The 16,898-nt window shown below is 71.5% G+C and carries 15 protein-coding genes and 1 pseudogene; 3 read left to right on the forward strand and 13 right to left on the reverse strand.

What is annotated here, in order from left to right:
- Nucleotides 1–121 precede the first annotated feature (121 nt).
- The 12 genes from coaBC to pyrR all read right to left on the reverse strand — a co-directional run bounded on the left by coaBC (nt 122) and on the right by pyrR (nt 12,685).
- Complete coding sequence (coaBC, locus tag LO762_RS17235; protein WP_230616360.1) at nt 122–1,315, reverse strand: bifunctional phosphopantothenoylcysteine decarboxylase/phosphopantothenate--cysteine ligase CoaBC; 1,194 nt, start codon at nt 1,313–1,315, stop codon at nt 122–124.
- On the reverse strand, nt 1,312–1,566 hold the full coding sequence (gene rpoZ, locus LO762_RS17240) for a DNA-directed RNA polymerase subunit omega (protein WP_230616361.1): 255 nt from the start codon (nt 1,564–1,566) through the stop codon (nt 1,312–1,314). The genes coaBC and rpoZ overlap by 4 nt, the downstream gene beginning before the upstream one ends.
- 39 nt (nt 1,567–1,605) lie before the next feature.
- A complete protein-coding gene (gene gmk / locus LO762_RS17245) occupies nt 1,606–2,184 on the reverse strand; it encodes a guanylate kinase (RefSeq protein WP_230616362.1) in 579 nt (192 codons plus the stop codon).
- A 121-nt stretch (nt 2,185–2,305) separates the two neighbouring features.
- A complete protein-coding gene (gene mihF, locus LO762_RS17250) occupies nt 2,306–2,635 on the reverse strand; it encodes an integration host factor, actinobacterial type (protein ID WP_230616363.1) in 330 nt (109 codons plus the stop codon).
- 186 nt (nt 2,636–2,821) lie between these two features.
- Nucleotides 2,822–3,514, reverse strand: coding sequence for an orotidine-5'-phosphate decarboxylase (gene pyrF / locus LO762_RS17255; protein WP_230616364.1), 693 nt, complete (start codon nt 3,512–3,514; stop codon nt 2,822–2,824).
- Nucleotides 3,511–4,515, reverse strand: a complete 1,005-nt coding sequence (locus tag LO762_RS17260; RefSeq protein WP_230616365.1) for a dihydroorotate dehydrogenase — start codon at nt 4,513–4,515, stop codon at nt 3,511–3,513. Before LO762_RS17260 ends, pyrF begins: the two co-directional genes overlap by 4 nt.
- Nucleotides 4,512–5,330, reverse strand: coding sequence for a dihydroorotate dehydrogenase electron transfer subunit (locus tag LO762_RS17265; RefSeq protein WP_230616717.1), 819 nt, complete (start codon nt 5,328–5,330; stop codon nt 4,512–4,514). The genes LO762_RS17260 and LO762_RS17265 overlap by 4 nt, the downstream gene beginning before the upstream one ends.
- 131 nt (nt 5,331–5,461) lie before the next feature.
- Complete coding sequence (carB, locus tag LO762_RS17270; protein ID WP_230616366.1) at nt 5,462–8,770, reverse strand: carbamoyl-phosphate synthase large subunit; 3,309 nt, start codon at nt 8,768–8,770, stop codon at nt 5,462–5,464.
- A complete protein-coding gene (gene carA / locus LO762_RS17275; RefSeq protein ID WP_230616367.1) occupies nt 8,771–9,886 on the reverse strand; it encodes a glutamine-hydrolyzing carbamoyl-phosphate synthase small subunit in 1,116 nt (371 codons plus the stop codon).
- Nucleotides 9,883–11,187, reverse strand: a complete 1,305-nt coding sequence (locus tag LO762_RS17280; protein WP_230616368.1) for a dihydroorotase — start codon at nt 11,185–11,187, stop codon at nt 9,883–9,885. The genes carA and LO762_RS17280 overlap by 4 nt, the downstream gene beginning before the upstream one ends.
- The gene (locus tag LO762_RS17285) at nt 11,184–12,119 is read right to left on the reverse strand and encodes an aspartate carbamoyltransferase catalytic subunit (protein ID WP_230616369.1); all 936 of its coding nucleotides are present in this window, start codon (nt 12,117–12,119) and stop codon (nt 11,184–11,186) included. The genes LO762_RS17280 and LO762_RS17285 overlap by 4 nt, the downstream gene beginning before the upstream one ends.
- Nucleotides 12,116–12,685: a bifunctional pyr operon transcriptional regulator/uracil phosphoribosyltransferase PyrR gene (gene pyrR, locus LO762_RS17290; protein WP_230616370.1), complete on the reverse strand. Its 570-nt coding sequence runs from the start codon at nt 12,683–12,685 to the stop codon at nt 12,116–12,118. The genes LO762_RS17285 and pyrR overlap by 4 nt, the downstream gene beginning before the upstream one ends.
- A gap of 361 nt (nt 12,686–13,046) precedes the next feature.
- Between pyrR and LO762_RS17295 the strand changes: the two genes are divergently transcribed.
- Nucleotides 13,047–13,541 carry a transcriptional regulator gene (locus LO762_RS17295; RefSeq protein WP_230616371.1) on the forward strand — a complete coding sequence of 165 codons (495 nt, stop codon included), beginning with the start codon at nt 13,047–13,049 and terminating at the stop codon, nt 13,539–13,541.
- 73 nt (nt 13,542–13,614) lie between these two features.
- Here the strand turns inward: LO762_RS17295 and LO762_RS17300 are convergent, their stop codons facing one another.
- Entirely contained in the window at nt 13,615–15,015 is a 1,401-nt protein-coding gene (locus LO762_RS17300) for an MFS transporter (protein ID WP_230616372.1), read from the reverse strand.
- A gap of 159 nt (nt 15,016–15,174) precedes the next feature.
- Between LO762_RS17300 and LO762_RS17305 the strand changes: the two genes are divergently transcribed.
- Both LO762_RS17305 and LO762_RS17310 read left to right on the forward strand, forming a co-directional pair.
- Nucleotides 15,175–15,597, forward strand: a complete 423-nt coding sequence (locus LO762_RS17305) for a pyridoxamine 5'-phosphate oxidase family protein (RefSeq protein ID WP_230616373.1) — start codon at nt 15,175–15,177, stop codon at nt 15,595–15,597.
- A 100-nt stretch (nt 15,598–15,697) separates the two neighbouring features.
- Nucleotides 15,698–16,774 (forward strand): annotated as a pseudogene (locus tag LO762_RS17310) (LLM class flavin-dependent oxidoreductase); the annotation flags it as partial.
- Nucleotides 16,775–16,898 lie beyond the last annotated feature (124 nt).

The raw sequence follows: 16,898 nt of genomic DNA on the forward strand, positions 1-16,898 counted from the left end.
CTGACTTTCAACCAGTAGCAGGTTAGCGGGCCGGGACCTGAGCGGGCGGTCCCGATGTGGATCAGGCGTTGCGCAGTCTAGCCGCCCGGCCGTCGCGACGGCATGGGTGGCGCGGCCCTCATCAGGCCAGGAGTCCGGCGACCTCGTCCCAGACGGCGGAGGCGAGCGCGTCCTTGCTTCCGCGCGGGATCTCCCGCTCGGTCCCGGTCGCCGCGAGGATCACTCCGGCGTTGTCGGGTTGTCCGAACGTGAGGTGCTCGCCGACCTGGTTGACGACGAGGAGGTCGCAGCCCTTGCGGGCGAGTTTGGCCCTGCCGTGGGCGAGCACGTCGTCGGTCTCGGCGGCGAACCCGACGATGACCTGCCCCGGCGCCCGTCGGGTGACGAGCTCGGCCAGGATATCGGGATTCTTCACCAATTCGATAGGCAAAGTATCCGATTCCTCGGTCTTCTTGATTTTGGAGCCCTGGACCGTCACCGGCCTGAAGTCCGCGACGGCGGCGGCCATCACCACGACGTCAGCCGAGGCCGCGGCCTGGTGGACCGCCTCGCGCAGCTCCAGCGCCGAGCCGACCCCGACCACCGAGACCCCGGCCGGATCCGGCAACGCGGTGTTGGCGGCCACCAGGGTGACCTTGGCGCCGCGCGCGGCGGCGACCCGGGCCAGCGCGTAGCCCTGGAGGCCGGAGGAGCGGTTGCCGATGAAGCGCACCGGGTCGATGGGCTCGCGGGTGCCCCCGGCCGAGACGACGACGTGCCGTCCGGCGAGGTCGCGCGGATCGCCCGCCAGGACGCGCCGGGCCACCTCGAACAGCTCGGCCGGATCCGGCAGCCTGCCCGGACCGGTGTCCCGGCCCGTCAGCCGCCCGGAGGCGGGCTCGATGACGATGTTGCCGCGCTCCCGCAGCAACGCCACGTTGGCCTGGGTCGCGGGGTGCTCCCACATCTCGGTGTGCATGGCGGGCGCGAAGACCACCGGGCACCGGGCGGTGAGCAGGGTGTTGGTGAGCAGGTCGTCGGCGATGCCGTGCGCGGCCTTGGCCAGCAGGTTGGCCGTCGCGGGCGCGACGAACACGAGGTCGGCCGTCTGCCCGATCCGCACGTGCGGAACCTCGGCGATGTCCTCCCAGACGCCCGTCCGCACGGGCTGGCCGGAAAGGGCCGCCCAGGTGGGCTCGCCCACGAACCGCAGGGCGTCGGCCGTCGGGACGACCTTGACGCCGTGCCCCGACTCGGTGAGCCGCCGGAGCAGCTCGCACACCTTGTACGCGGCGATCCCGGCGCCGACGCCGAGAACGACCCTCGGGCCGGTCAAGCCTCGATCGGCTCGGTGTGCAGCAGGCCCTCGCGCACCTCGCGCAGGGCGATGGACAGCGGCTTCTCCTGGACCTGGGTCTCGACCAGCGGCCCCACGTACTCCAGCAGCCCCTCACCGAGCTGGGCGTAGTAGGCGTTGATCTGCCGGGCCCGCTTGGCCGCGATGGACACCAGGCCGTACTTGGTGTCGACGACCTCCAGGAGTTCGTCGATCGACGGGTTGGTGATGCCCTCGCTGTTGGCTGCCACGGATGCGCCTTTCGAAGTGGTCGGTCGGTCGGGAGGTGTTCAGTGGTCAGCCATCAAGGCTAGCAGCTCTTCGCACACGCCTTCGACGGAGTGGTTGACCAGTGTCACGTCGAATTCCTTCTCGGCGGCGAGTTCGACGCGGGCGGCCGCCAGGCGCCGTTCGATCACGTCGTCGGATTCGGTGCCGCGGCCCACCAGCCGGCGGACCAGCTCCTCCCAGCTGGGCGGGGCGAGGAAGACCAGGCGGGCCTCCGGCATGGTCTCGCGGACCTGCCTGGCGCCCTGGAGGTCGATCTCCAGCAGCGTGGGGACCCCGGCGGCGAGCCGCTCCTCGACCGGGGCGCGGGGGGTGCCGTAGCGGTTGCCCGCGAACTCGGCCCACTCCAGCAGGCTGCCTTCGGCGATGAGCTTGTCGAACCCGGCGTCGTCGGTGAAGAAGTACTCGACGCCGTCGGTCTCGCCGGGGCGGGGCCCGCGGGTCGTCACCGAGACCGAGAGCCAGACCCCGGGGTGGTCCTGGCGGAGGCGGGCGACGACGGTGCTCTTGCCGACGCCCGACGGCCCGGACAGGACGGTCAGGCGGGGAGCCGGGGACTGGGCGGACTCGGAGGTCGCCATCGCGGAGGTTTCCATCGCGTCCCCAGGTCTATCACGGCGGGTGCGCCCGCCGGGAACGTCCTGCCGGGTCAGGGCCGTCCGGTGCGTGTGACCGGCGGCCCGGACCCGGCGGACGGACGGGCTACTTGGCGCCCGTGCCGGCACCCAGCTCGGCGAGCAGCGAGGCCCGCTGGTTGGCGCCCAGGCCCCGCACGCGGCGGGACTCGGCGATGCCGTGGCGCTCCATGATCTGCTTGGCGCGGACCTTGCCCACGCCGGGGAGCGACTCGAGCAGCGCCGAAACCTTCATCTTCCCGACGATGTCGTCGGTCTGGCCCTGGTCGAGAACGTCCTTAAGGGAGATGCCCTTGTTCTTCAGCTTGTTCTTGACCTCTGCGCGCTCCCTGCGGGCCAATGCGGCCTTTTCCAGGGCCGCGGCACGCTGTTCGGGGGTAAGGGGCGGAAGAGCCACGCCGGTCACCTCGTGATTTCCACTCGACGGAGTCGGACGCCCCGGAAACTAGCGACTTTCCACCCCATAGGGCAACGTGATGCGCGCTTATTAGCGTGAGATATCTACGAAATTCTCTATGAGTAATCGGCGACTCACGCTGTGTTGATCACAACGGTCGGCGCACCGGCCTGCCTGCGCTTTCGCTCAGCGCTCCGCGCGCAGCCGCGCGGCGATCTCGGCGGCCGCCCTTCCCGGATCCGAATCACGGGTAATCGGCCGTCCGATAACCAGGAGATCGGCTCCCGCTGCGAGTGCCTCGGCGGGGGTCGAGATCCGCGTCTGGTCGTCGGCCGCGGCGCCCGCCGGACGCACTCCGGGCGTGATGAGGTCGATGTCCGGGCCGACCTCCGCGCGCACCCGCGCCACCTCGCGGGGCGAGCAGACGAGCGCCCGCGCGCCCGCGCCGACGGCGAGGGCGGCGAGCCTGCGGACGGCGTCCTGGGACGGCCCGGCGAGCCCGATCGCGTCGAGGTCGGCCTCCCCCAGGGACGTCAGCACCGTCACCGCTGTGATCTTCGTCTCAGGGGCCGCCGCGACGGCGGCCTTCACCATCGCGGTGCCGCCCGAGGCGTGCACCGTCAGGTAGGCCGGGGCGAGGTCGGCGACGGCGCGGGCCGCCTTCTCGACGGTCGCCGGGATGTCGTGCAGCTTCAGGTCGAGGAAGACCCGCTGCCCGCCCGCCTCGCGCACCCGCGTGACGACCTCGCGCCCGTACTTCAGGTAGAGCTCAAGGCCGACCTTCACGGTGCTGACGCAGGGCGCGACCTGGCGCGTCCAGCGCACGGCGGTGGCCAGGTCGTCGGTGTCCAGGGCGACCGCGATGGGCGCGGGTTTCATGTGAGCTCCTCGATGCGGGGACGGGGCGGCGGCGCGATGCGGGGCGGGCTCGCGGGCCGGTGCGCCATGCCGACGGCGTCCGCGGGCCGGGCGACGCCCCGGGCCGCCAGTGCCTCCTCCAGCTCCCTCAGGATGCGCTGGGGGGCCGACGGGTCGTGCAGCAGGGTGGTGCCGACCGAGAAGGCCGTCGCGCCCGCCACGAGGAACTCCAGGGCGTCGGAGCCGGTGGCGATGCCGCCGCCGCCGACGATCGGCAGGTCCGGGATCGCGGCGTGCACCTGGAAGACGCAGCGCAGCGCGACCGGCCGCACCGCGGGCCCGGAAAGGCCGCCGGACACGCCGCTGAGCGCCGGGCGCAATGTGGCCGGATCAATGGCGAGTCCGGAGACCGTGTTGATGAGTGACAAACCCGTCGCCCCGGCATCGGCACAGGCCAGTGCAATGGTGGCGATATCTGTGACGTCCGGCGAAAGTTTGGCCAATACCGGGATGTCCCGATGAATTGCGCCGCGCACGGCCCGGACGACCTCCGCCGCGGCGGCGGGCGCGGCGGCGAACATCCGGCCCCTGTCCTCGGCGTTGGGGCAGGCCACGTTCACCTCGACGCCGGCGACCGCGCCCGTCCCGCCCGCCGCCACCCGGAAGGCGGGCGCGGCGGCCAGGCGCGTGGCGATCTCGGCGAACTCCTGGACGGTGTTGCCGCCGACCGACACGACGGTCGGGACGTCCTGCGCGGCCAGCCAGGGCAGCTCGCGGGCCAGGAACGCCTCAAGGCCGGGGCCCGGCAGGCCCATCGCGTTGAGCAGGCCGCTGGGCGTCTCGGCGATGCGGGGGGTGGGGCGTCCGGCGCGCGGCCTGGCCATGACGGTGGCGGTGGTGAAGGCGCCCAGCCGTGACAGGTCGGTGTAGGGGGCGAGTTCCCTGCCGGTCCCGCCGCAGCCGGAGGCGGTCACCAGGGGGTTGGCGAGGGTCACGGCGCCTATCGGGGTGGTGAGGTTCACGGCGCTGCCTCCAGCGGCGTCTGCGGGGCGCGGGGGCCGCCGAGCGCGTCAAGGGGGATGGTGCCGAGGTCGCCCCAGCGCACGCGCTCCCCGCGCAGCACGGGCCCCTCGGCGCAGGCCCGGACCATCCGGGTGTGGCCGTCGTCCCCGACGACGGGCAGGACGCAGGAGGCGCACACGCCGATGCCGCAGGCGGCGGTCCGGCTGAGCAGCTCGCCCAGGCTGACCTGACAGGGGATGCCGAGCGCGGACGCGATCCCGCTGACCGCGCTGAGCAGGCTCGTCGGGCCCGCCGCGTACACGACGTCGGCCTCGGTCTGGTCGATGATGCCGGGCAGCAGGTCCGGAACCATCCCGGCGACGCCCAGCGACCCGTCACGGGTGATGACGGTCGAGCTGTCGCCTATCCGCTGCGCGCTGAGCGCCCCGTACACCTGGTGGGCGTGCGGGGCGGCGAGCACGAAGTGGACCTTGCAGTCGCGCTGCCGCAGCGTGTCGGCCAGCGCGAACAGCCCCGACGAGCCGTGCGCGCCGCCCACGAGCAGGCAGGAGGCCGGGTCGCGCGGCAGCGGGAAGGGGCGGCCGAGCGGGCCGATGAGATCCAGCGCGTCGCGGGAGCGGCGGGAGGCGAGCCACCTGCTGCCGGGGTCGTCGGCCTCGAAGACGAACTCGACGGTGCCGCCGTAATCCGACTTCACCTCGTAGACGGGCAGGCAGCGGCGCGCCAGCAGCGAGGTGTGCTCGCCGCCGACGGCCACCGCCACGAACTGCCCCGGGCGGAACCTCTCGGCCACCGCCGGGGCCACGACCGTCATCGCGTGGTAGGCCGCCACCTGCCGGACCGTGAGGACGGTCCCGGGGGACTGGACGGGGCCCGTCCCCGTCCCGGATGCCTCGGTGGAGATGGCGGCCTCCCTGTTCGCGTGTGTCGTGGCGGTGCCCCCGGCTAGACGGTGCGGGGCCCGCGCAGGTGCTGGGCGTGCTCCTGGAGGGACCGGACGCCGACGTCGCCGCGCGCGACGGCCTCGATGCCCTGGACGGCGGCGGCCAGACCCTGGACCGTGGTGACGCACGGGATGCCGGCGACCACCGCGGCGGTGCGGATCTCGTAGCCGTCGAGGCGGGGCCCGGACTGCCCCGGACCGCCGAACGGAGTGTTGACGATGAGATCGACCTCGCCGTCCAGGACGCGCCGCACGACGGTGGGTTCGCCGTCGGGCCCCGGTCCCTCGCTGTGCTTACGGACGATCTTGGCACGGACGCCGTTGCGGCGCAGCACCTCGGCGGTGCCCGCGGTGGCAAGAATCTCAAAACCGAGGTCCGCGAGCCGCTTCACCGGAAAGATCATGTGCCGCTTGTCCCGGTTCGCCACGGAAACGAACGCGCGGCCCTTGGTGGGCAGCGAGCCGTAGGCGGCCGACTGGGACTTGGCGTAGGCGGTGCCGAACACCTCGTCGATGCCCATGACCTCGCCCGTCGAGCGCATCTCCGGGCCGAGGATCGTGTCCACGCCCTGGCCTTCGGCGTTGCGGAAGCGGTTGAACGGGAGCACCGCCTCCTTGACCGCGATCGGCGCGTCCAGGGGCAGGTCTCCCCCGTCGCCTTCGGCGGGCAGCACGCCTTCGGCGCGTAGCTGGGCGACCGAGGCGCCGAGCATCACCCGGGCCGCCGCCTTGGCCAGCGGCACGGCCGTCGCCTTGGAGACGAACGGGACGGTCCGGGAAGCACGCGGATTGGCTTCCAGGACATACAGGACGCCCGCCGACAGCGCGTACTGCACGTTCATCAGGCCACGGACCCCGATGCCCCGCGCGAGCCGCAAGGTGGACTCCCGGATACGGTCGATGTTCTCCCGGCCGAGCGTGATCGGCGGGAGGGCGCACGCGGAGTCGCCGGAGTGGATACCGGCCTCCTCGATGTGCTCCATGACGCCGCCCAGGTACAGCTCCTCGCCGTCGAACAGGGCGTCCACGTCGATCTCGATGGCGTCGTCGAGGAAGCGGTCGACCAGAACCGGCCGGTCCGCGCTCACCTCGGTGGCGGTCGCCATGTACGACACCAGGGCGGCGTCGTCGTAGACGATCTCCATGCCGCGTCCGCCGAGCACGTACGACGGCCGCACCAGCACCGGGTAGCCGATCGCGTTGGCGATGGCCACGGCCTCGTCGGCGGAGATCGCGGTGCCGTGCTTGGGCGCGGGCAGGTCGGCCTCGGCCAGCACCTGGCCGAACGCGCCGCGGTCCTCGGCGAGGTGGATGGACTCCGGGCTGGTGCCGACGATGGGCACGCCCGCGTCCTTGAGCCGCTGCGCCAGGCCCAGCGGGGTCTGCCCGCCGAGCTGGACGATGACGCCCGCCACCACGCCCGTCTGCTGCTCGGCGTGGACGACCTCCAGCACGTCCTCCAGGGTGAGCGGCTCGAAGTACAGCCGGTCGGAGGTGTCGTAGTCGGTGGAGACGGTCTCGGGGTTGCAGTTCACCATGACCGTCTCGTAGCCGGCCTCGGCCAGCGTGAAGGACGCGTGCACGCAGGAGTAGTCGAACTCCACGCCCTGCCCGATCCGGTTCGGGCCCGAGCCCAGGATGATCACCTTCGGCTTGGAACCTTGCGGGACCTCTGTCTCCTCGTCGTAGGACGAGTACAGGTAGGGCGTCTGCGCGGCGAACTCGGCGGCGCAGGTGTCCACGGTCAGGTACACCGGGCGGACCCCGAGCGCGTGCCTGACCTCCCGGACGACCTCCTCGTTCAGGCCGCGCAAACCCGCGATCTGCGCGTCGGAGAAACCCGCCCGCTTGGCGCGCAGCAGCTTCGGCGCGGTGAGCGCGTCGTCGGCGAGCCGGATCTCGGCGGCGATCTCGTTGATCCCGGCGATCTGGTCCAGGAACCACGGGTCGATCCCGGTGATCGCGTACACCTGCTCGATCGTCGCGCCCGCCAGCAGCGCCTGCTGGACCTCGCGCAGCCTGCCGTCGTGCGGCACCCGGATGGACGCCAGAAGCTCCTCCAGGGGCGGCGGGGCCTCCGCCCAGGAGAAGGCCGCCCCCTTCTGCTCCAGGGACCGCAGCGCCTTCTGGAGCGCCTCGGGGAAGCTCCGGCCGATCGCCATCGCCTCGCCGACGGACTTCATGTGCGTCGTCAGCGTCGGGTCGGCGCCGGGGAACTTCTCGAACGCGAACCGCGGCACCTTCACCACGATGTAGTCGAGCACCGGCTCGAACGACGCCGGGGTGACCTTCGTGATGTCGTTCGGGATCTCGTCCAGGGTGTACCCGACGGCGAGCCGCGCCGCGATCTTCGCGATGGGGAAGCCCGTCGCCTTGGACGCCAGCGCCGACGAGCGCGACACCCGCGGGTTCATCTCGATGACGATCATGCGCCCGGTGGACGGGTGCACCGCGAACTGGATGTTGCAGCCGCCGGTGTCCACGCCGACCTTGCGGATCACCGCGATCGCCACGTCCCGCATGTGCTGGTACTCGCGGTCAGTGAGGGTCAGCGCCGGGGCGACCGTGATGGAGTCGCCCGTGTGCACGCCCATCGGGTCGAGGTTCTCGATGGAGCAGACGACCACGACGTTGTCGTTGCGGTCGCGCATCAGCTCCAGCTCGTACTCCTTCCAGCCCAGGATCGACTCCTCAAGGAGCACCTCGCTGGTAGGAGACGCGGCGAGGCCCGCGCCCGCGATACGGCGCAGGTCGTCCTCGGTGTAAGCGAAGCCCGAGCCCAGGCCGCCCATCGTGAACGACGGGCGGACCACCAGCGGGTAGCCGAGCTGCCCGGCCGCGGCCAGCACCTCGTCCATCGTGTGGCAGATGACCGAGCGCGCCACCTCCGCGCCCAGCTCCTCCACGATGCCCTTGAAGATCTCGCGGTTCTCGCCGCGCTGGATCGCGTCGAAGTCCGCGCCGATCAGCTCGACGTTGTAGCGCTCAAGGACGCCCGCCTCGTGCAGGGCGACGGCGCAGTTCAGGGCGGTCTGGCCGCCCAGCGTCGGGAGCAGCGCGTCCGGGCGCTCCTTGGCGATGATCTTCTCGACGACCTCGGGGGTGATCGGCTCGACGTACGTCGCGTCGGCGAACTCCGGGTCCGTCATGATCGTCGCCGGGTTGCTGTTGACCAGGACGACCCTGAGGCCCTCGGCCTTCAGGACCCGGCACGCCTGGGTGCCGGAGTAGTCGAACTCGCACGCCTGCCCGATGACGATCGGCCCCGAGCCGATGATCAGGACGGACTTCAGGTCCTCGCGCCGGGGCATTCAGTTACCTTCCTTGGCGTGCTGCATCAGGGCGCAGAACTGGTCGAACAGGATCGTGGAGTCGTGCGGGCCCGCCGCCGCCTCGGGGTGGTACTGCACCGAGAAGCCCGGCCGCTCCAGCAGCCGCAGGCCCTCCACACAGCCGTCGTTGAGGTTCACGTGGGAGACCTCGGCGCGGCCGAACGGGGTGTCGAAGGGGCCGTCCAGGGGGGCGTCCACGGCGAACCCGTGGTTGTGCGCGGAGATCTCGACCCGGCCCGTCCTGCGGTCCTGGACGGGCTGGTTGACGCCCCGGTGCCCGAACCGCAGCTTGTAGGTGCCCAGGCCCAGGGCGCGGCCGAAGATCTGGTTGCCGAAGCAGATCCCGAAGAACGGCTTGCCCGCCGCCAGCACGCCGCGCAGGGCGGCCACCTGGTGGTCGGCCGTGGACGGGTCGCCGGGCCCGTTGGAGAAGAACACGCCGTCAGGGTTCAGCGCGAGGATCTGCTCGGCCGTCGCCGTCGCGGGCAGGACCGTCACCTCGCATCCGCGCTCGGCCATCCGGTACGGGGTCATCGCCTTGATGCCGAGGTCCACGGCCGCGACACGGAACCGCGCCTCACCCCGCGCGGGCACCACATAGGGCTCCCGCGTGGCTACCTCAGCCGCAAGGTCGGCACCGGCCATACCGGGGCTGGCCAGGACCCGCGCCAGCAGCGCGCGCGGGTCGCTCTCGGTCGAGGAGATCCCGGCCCGCATCGCCCCCCTGTCACGCAGGTGGCGGGTCAACGCGCGGGTGCCGGGCATCGCGATGCCGACCACCCCGTACGCCTTCAACTCGGCGTCCAGCGACCGCTGCGCCCGCCAGTTCGACGCCACCCGCGCGGGCTCCCGCACGACGTACCCGGCCACCTGCACCCGCCCGGACTCGGGGTCCAGGTCGTTCACCCCGGTGTTCCCGATGTGCGGCGCTGTCATCGCCACGATCTGCCGATGGTACGACGGGTCAGTAAGTGTCTCCTGGTACCCGGTCATCCCGGTGTTGAAGACGACCTCGCCGAAGGTCTCCCCCTCGGCGCCGAACGCCTCACCAAAGAACACCCGTCCGTCCTCAAGGACGAGCATGGCCTGTGTCATACAAGCTTTCCTTCCAGCACGGTGGGGCGGCCTCGTAGGAACGTGGCTACGACCCTTCCGGGTAGTTCGAGGCCGGCGTACGGGGTGTTGCGGCTCTTGGAGGCGAACGTGGTGGCGTCCACCTGAGCGCGGTAGGCCGGGTCGTACAGGGTGATGTTGGCGGGGGAGCCGGGCTCCAGGGGGCGGCCCTGGCCTGGGAGGTTGCCGATCTCGGCGGGCTTGGCGGACATGCGCTCGGCGACGCCGGCCCAGTCCAGCAGGCCGGTGTCCACCATGGCGGCCTGCACGACCGACAGGGCCGTCTCCAGGCCGATCATGCCCATGGCGGCGTCAGCCCACTCGGTCTCCTTGTCCTCCACCGCGTGCGGGGCGTGGTCGGTGGCGACGCAGTCGATGGTGCCGTCGGCCAGGCCCGCGCGCAGCGCGTCCACGTCGCGCTGGGTGCGCAGCGGAGGGTTGACCTTGTAGATCGGGTCGTAGGAGCGGCCCGCAGGCGACTCCTCGCAGCACGCGTCCGTGAGGAACAGGTGGTGCGGGGTCACCTCGGCGGTGATGTTCCAGCCCTTGGACTTCGCCCAGCGCACGATCTCGACGGAACCGGCCGTCGAGACGTGGCAGACGTGCAGGCGGGAGCCGACGTGCCCGGCCAGCAGGCAGTCGCGGGCGATGATCGACTCCTCGGCGACCGCGGGCCAGCCGCGCAGGCCCAGCCGGTCGGACACCTCGCCCTCGTTCATCTGGGCGCCCTCGGTGAGGCGCGGCTCCTGCGCGTGCTGGGCGACGACCCCGCCGAACGCCTTCACGTACTCCAGCGCGCGGCGCATGATGACGGCGTCGTCCACACAGTGGCCGTCGTCGGAGAAGACCCGCACCCGCGCCGCCGAGTCGGCCATCGCGCCGAGCTCGGCGAGCTTCTTGCCCGCCAGGCCCTCGGTGACGGCGCCGACCGGGTGCACGTCGCAGTAGCCGAACTCGCGGCCGAGCCGCCAGACCTGCTCCACGACGCCCGCGGTGTCCGCGACGGGCGTGGTGTTGGCCATCGCGTGCACGGCCGTGAAACCGCCCCTGGCGGCCGCGCGGGTGCCGGACAGGACCGTCTCGTTGTCCTCGCGGCCCGGCTCGCGCAGGTGCGTGTGCAGGTCCACCAGGCCGGGCAGCGCGACGAGGCCCTCGGCTTCGACGACCTCGGCCGCCGGGGCTTCGAGGCCGACCCCGATCTCGGCGATCTCCCCGTCGCGGATCAGGAGGTCGCGGGGCTCGCCGCCCAGGACGCGCGCGTTCCGGATGAGGTACAGGCTCACTTGTCGGCTCCGATCGCGGGCTGGGCGCCGCCCAGCAGCAGGTACAGGACGGCCATCCGCACCGCGACGCCGTTGCCGACCTGCTCGACGATGGTCGAGCGGGGCGAGTCGGCGACCTCGGCGGCGATCTCCACACCCCGGTTCATCGGGCCGGGGTGCATGACGATGGCGTGCTCGGGCAGGTGCGAGTACCGCTCGGCGGACAGGCCGTACCGGCGGCTGTACTCACGGACGGTCGGGAAGTAGGCGGCGTTCATCCGCTCCCGCTGGACGCGCAGCATCATCACCGCGTCGCTCTTGGGCAGCGCCGCGTCGAGGTCGTAGGAGACCCTGCAGGGCCAGGTGTCCACCGACACCGGCAGCAGGGTCGGCGGGGCCACCAGCGTCACCTCGGCGCCCAGCGTGGACAGCAGCAGGACGTTGGAGCGGGCGACCCGGCTGTGCAGGACGTCGCCCACGATCGTGATCTTGCGGCCGTCCAGCGAGCCCAGGTGACGGCGCATCGTGAACGCGTCAAGGAGCGCCTGCGTGGGGTGCTCGTGGGTGCCGTCGCCCGCGTTGATGACGTTGCCGTTGATCCAGTCGGCGAGCCGGTAGGGCGCGCCCGAGGCCCCGTGTCGGATGACGACGGCGTCGGCGCCCATCGCCTCCAGCGTCAGCGCGGTGTCCTTCAGGGACTCGCCCTTGGAGACGCTGGAGCCCTTGGCGGAGAAGTTGATGACGTCCGCGGAGAGCCGCTTGGCGGCCGCCTCGAACGAGATGCGGGTGCGGGTGGAGTCCTCGAAGAAGAGGTTCACCACGGTGAGGCCGCGCAGCGTCGGGAGCTTCTTCACCGAACGCTCGGTGACCCGGCCCAGCTCCTCGGCGGTGTCCAGCACCAGGAGGGCGTCGTCGCGGCTCAGGTCGGCCGCGGAGATCAGATGGCGCTTCACTTCGCGTCCCCCTTCGGCCCCAGCAGGACCGCGTCACGGCCGTCCACGTCGCGCAGGAGCACCCGGACGGTCTCCTGGCTGGAGGTCGGCAGGTTCTTGCCCACGTAGTCGGCGCGGATCGGCAGCTCCCGGTGGCCGCGGTCGACGAGCACGGCGAGCTGGACGGCGCGCGGCCTGCCCAGGTCGTTGAGGGCGTCGAGCGCGGCGCGGATCGTGCGGCCCGAGTACAGGACGTCGTCCACCAGGACCACGATCCTGTCGTCGATGCCCTTCGGGGGCAGCTCGGTGCGGTTCAGCGCGCGCGCGGGCTTCATGCGGAGGTCGTCGCGGTACATCGTCACGTCGAGCGACCCGCAAGGGATGTCGAGGCCCTCCACGTCGCGGAAGCGCTCGGCCAGCGTGCGCGCGAGGTTCACTCCCCGCGTCTGGATGCCGAGCAGGACGACGTCGGATCCGCCCTTGGTGCGCTCCAGGATCTCGTGCGCGATCCGGGTCAGCGCCCGCCGGATCTCGGGGGCCTCCAGGACGGCTTTGTAGGGCGCGTCCTGGCTTTGGGCAGCGGTCACTGCGCCAACCTCCTTTCCCGCCTCACGGGACGGGGCTTAAAGGACGTCATGTCCTCTTCACGGTAGCAGTACCGTCGCCCTGCGGGGTCCCGCGCGGTACCTCCATAACACCAGGTGAGAGTGGTCACACGGGGCACTCCCGTACCTGCCGATAGCCTCCTGGACAGTGGGCTTGAGCGGCTCGCGGAGGGTCAGAGATCAGTGACAGATTCGACCGGATTTTTCCGAACAGCTTGACCTTTGGCCGTCTCCGTTTTACCGTCACTGTCCGTAACCATACTCAGGGTGGTCAGCCGACCCCGTGCCGGGCCCTCCCTGGAGTGAACACCGACTATGAGAGTGAGCCTGGGGGCCGCAAAAGATGCCGTCTGAATACGCGAAGGCTCTGGGCGCACGGCTTCGTGCCATCCGGACCCAGCAGGGCCTGTCCCTGCACGGAGTGGAGGAGAAGTCGCGCGGCCGTTGGAAGGCCGTCGTCGTAGGTTCGTACGAGCGGGGCGACCGCGCCGTCACCGTTCAGAAGCTGAACGAGCTCGCCGAGTTCTACGGCGTGCCCGTCAACGAGTTGCTCCCCGGCGGCGCCGCGCCGAGCCCGCTGGGCCCGACGCCGAAGCTCGTCATCGACCTTGAGCGGCTCACGCAGCTTCCTAAGGACAAGGCGGGTCCCCTCGCCCGCTACGCGGCGACGATCCAGTCCCAGCGCGGCGACTACAACGGGAAGGTCCTGTCCATCCGGCAGGAGGACCTCCGTTCCCTGGCCGTCATCTACGACAAGTCCCCGGCCGAACTGACCGAGGAACTCATCAACTGGGGTGTGCTGGACCCCGAGGCGCGGCGCGCCGTCGAGGGCTTCTAACCGATTCCCCCGACTTTGGCCCGGTCCATGAGTTTGGACCGGGCCAATTTTTCTGCCCCGTGTGCACGTGCCGTCATGTGTGCTCGGGGAGCGTCTCGCGGAGCGGGGCGTGCTCCCGCGCGCGGGCCCGGCGCGGGGCGAGCAGGGCGGCCGCGACGACACCCACGGCCAGCACCGCGCACACGGCGAACGCGAGCAGGAACCCCTGCCTGGCGCCGTCATGACCGGCGATGATGACCGCGGTGATCTGGGTGCCCAGTCCCGCGCCAACGGTCCTGAGCAGCGTGTTGACGCCCGTCGCCACACCCGTCTGGGCGAACGGCACGGCCGTGACGACGAGGGCCGCCACCGCCGCGTAGGCGAGCCCGAGGCCGACGCCGCGCACCGCGTTGGCCGCCATGAGGTGCCACATCTCGGTGTGCGCCACCAGCAGCACCGCGTAGGCGGCGGCCGTCAGGAGACCGCCCGTGGCCAGCACCGTCCGGGCGCCGACGCGGCGGGCCAGCAGCCCTGCGGTGAACCCGGCGGCCGTCATGGCGAGGCTCGAAGGGAGCGCGACGAGAGCGGTGTCGGTGGCCGAGCCGCCGAACCCGAACCCGTCGCGGACCGGGAGCTGGACGAGCAGCGGCATGAGCACACCCGCCGCCATCAGGCAGAACCCCGCGAGGATCGAGCCCAGATTGGCCGTCCAGACGCCGCGGATCTTGAGCATCGCCGGGTCCATCAGGGGCTCTTCGACCCGTGCCTCGACGCGCAGCCATACGCCGCAGACGACGACGGCCGTCACGGCGAGGCCGAGCACGCCGGGAGACGTCCAGCCCCAGGAGACGCCCTGGGTGAGCGCCGTGAGGCCGGAGCCCAGCCACGCGGCGAACAGGACGGCGCCCCACCAGTCGATCCTCTTTCCCGCGCCGCCTTCGGTCTCCGGTAGGCCGAGCGCGAGGAGCGTCCCCACGAGGAGCAGCACGGCCGGGACGGCGACGAGCCAGCGCCATCCGGGGCCGTCGATGACGGGCCCGGCCAGCACCCACGCGAGCGCGCCGCCGACCGCCAGCATCGAGGACATCACGCCGATCCCGGAGGCGGCCCGTTCTCTCGCGTGGGCCCGGATCAGCGTGTACGCGAGGGGGAAGACGCCGCTTCCGACGCCCGCCAAGGCACGTCCCGCCAGCAGGATCGTGAGGGTGGGCGCGAGAACCGTCACGACCTGGCCCGCGAGGCCCAGCGGCAGCACCCACAGCAGCACCCTGCGGGCGCCGAAGAGGTCGCCGAGACGGCCGATGACCGGTGTCGCGACCGAGGCGCTCAGCACGATCCCGGTGACGCTCCAGGCCACCCCGGCCGCGCTGCCGCCCAGTTCGGCCTGGACCACGGGCAGCGCGGGCGTCATCACCGCGACCGGCATCGCGTAGGCGACGACGCCGAGGAGGGCGAGCACCCCGACCAGCCCCCGGCCATTCCGAACCTTTTTCATAAAACTGAACAATCTCATCGTTACCGTCCGCAGCCCCGGCGCGGGGCGCCCGAGCGGGCACCCACGGGTGCGGGAGGGCGGCGATCGGGGAAGGGGTGACGTCGCGGACCGTGTTCGGTCCGTTCGTTCGTCCGTCGAGGAGAAAGCGAGTCATCCGCCATGCCGCTGTCCCAGAAAGAGCGCGAGAGCTTCTTCGCCGAACCGCACATCGCGGCGCTGTCCGTCGTGGAGGAGGGGCGGGCGCCGCTGTCCGTCCCGGTCTGGTACCAGTACGCGCCCGGCGGCGACGTGTGGATCCTCACCGGCAAGGACTCCCGCAAGGCGCGGGCCATCGCCGAGAACGGCCGCTTCACCCTGATGATCGACAGGGTCGACCCGACCATCCGCTATGTCTCCGTCGAGGGGCCGGTGGTGGAGACGCGCGACGGCACCCACGACGACCTGACCGAGATGTCCGCCCGCTACCTGCCGCCGGACAAGGTCGGCCCCTACGTGGAGACGGCCGAGCGCGAGCACGGGCCCGAGGTCGTCATCAGGATGCGGCCCGAGCACTGGCTGAGCTCCGACCTCGGGTCGCTCTGAGGACGCCGAGGAATAGGGCGGAAGGTGAGATAGTTAAACCTTCAACCACTGGGCGCGGGGCGCGAGGGCCCCGCGCCGCTGACGGAGGGAACCGTCTCCCATGCAGTTCGGCATCTTCAGCATCGCCGACATCACGCCGGATCCCGTCACCGGGAAGATCGCCACCGAGCACGAACGGCTGCGCCGCGTCGTCGAGATGGCGACGCTCGCCGAACAGGTCGGCCTCGACGTGTTCGCGCTCGGCGAGCACCACAACCCTCCGTTCGTCACGTCCTCGCCCACGACGACGCTCGGGTTCATCGCCGGCAAGACGAGCAGGCTGCTGCTGTCCACCGCGACGACCCTCATCACCACCAACGACCCGGTGAAGATCGCCGAGGACTACGCGATGCTCCAACACCTGTCCGAGGGGCGCGTCGACCTCGTCATGGGCCGCGGCAACACCGGGCCCGTCTACCCGTGGTTCGGGCAGGACATCAGGCAGGGCATCAACCTCGCCGTCGAGAACTACCACCTGCTGCACCGGCTGTGGACCGAGGACGTCGTCGACTGGGAGGGCGAGTTCCGCACCCCGCTCCAGCAGTTCACGGCAACCCCCCGGCCGCTCGACGGGGTGCCGCCGTTCGTCTGGCACGGCTCGATCCGCTCCCCGCAGATCGCCGAACAGGCCGCCTTCTACGGCGACGGGTTCTTCCACAACAACATCTTCTGGCCGCCCCGGCACACCAAGCAGATGGTCGACCTCTACCGGCAGCGGTTCGAGCACTACGGGCACGGCACCGCCGACCAGGCGATCGTCGGGCTCGGCGGGCAGTTCTTCGCGCGGGACAACTCCCAGGACGCCGTCCGCGAGTTCCGCCCCTACTTCGACAACGCGCCGGTGTACGGGCATGGGCCGTCCCTTGAGGACTTCACGCGGGAGACGCCGCTGACCGTCGGGTCGCCCGACCAGGTGATCGAGCGGTACCTCGGGATGCGCGACGTCGTCGGGGACTACCAGCGGCAGCTCTTCCTCGTCGACCACGCGGGGCTGCCCCACCAGACGGTGCTGGAGCAGATCGAGATCCTCGGGACCCGGATCGTGCCGGTGCTGCGCCGTGAACTCGACGCGCTGCGGCCCGCGCACGTCCCGGACGGGCCGACGCACGCCGCGCTCGTCGCCGCCCGTGACGCCGCGCTGGCCGCCGACGGCGAGAAGCCCCACTCCGACGCGTACCGGTTCGGCACCGGCGACAACTGGACCGGCCTGACCGCCGAGGGCGGCGAGGAGGCGCGGCGCCAGGTCATGCTGCGCGAGCGGC

The sequence above is a fragment of the Actinocorallia sp. API 0066 genome (genome assembly GCF_020991275.1).
Classification (GTDB): domain Bacteria; phylum Actinomycetota; class Actinomycetes; order Streptosporangiales; family Streptosporangiaceae; genus Actinocorallia.

Coding starts and splice junctions, on each gene's coding strand:
- gmk (WP_230616362.1), bottom strand. CDS start 2,184: ATGGCGACCTCCGAGTCCGCCCAGTCCCCGGCTCCCCGCCTGACCGTC.
- pyrF (WP_230616364.1), bottom strand. CDS start 3,514: ATGAAACCCGCGCCCATCGCGGTCGCCCTGGACACCGACGACCTGGCC.
- LO762_RS17265 (WP_230616717.1), bottom strand. CDS start 5,330: ATGACGGTCGTGGCCCCGGCGGTGGCCGAGAGGTTCCGCCCGGGGCAG.
- carB (WP_230616366.1), bottom strand. CDS start 8,770: ATGCCCCGGCGCGAGGACCTGAAGTCCGTCCTGATCATCGGCTCGGGG.
- carA (WP_230616367.1), bottom strand. CDS start 9,886: ATGACACAGGCCATGCTCGTCCTTGAGGACGGACGGGTGTTCTTTGGT.
- LO762_RS17295 (WP_230616371.1), top strand. CDS start 13,047: ATGCCGTCTGAATACGCGAAGGCTCTGGGCGCACGGCTTCGTGCCATC.
- LO762_RS17300 (WP_230616372.1), bottom strand. CDS start 15,015: ATGAAAAAGGTTCGGAATGGCCGGGGGCTGGTCGGGGTGCTCGCCCTC.
- LO762_RS17305 (WP_230616373.1), top strand. CDS start 15,175: ATGCCGCTGTCCCAGAAAGAGCGCGAGAGCTTCTTCGCCGAACCGCAC.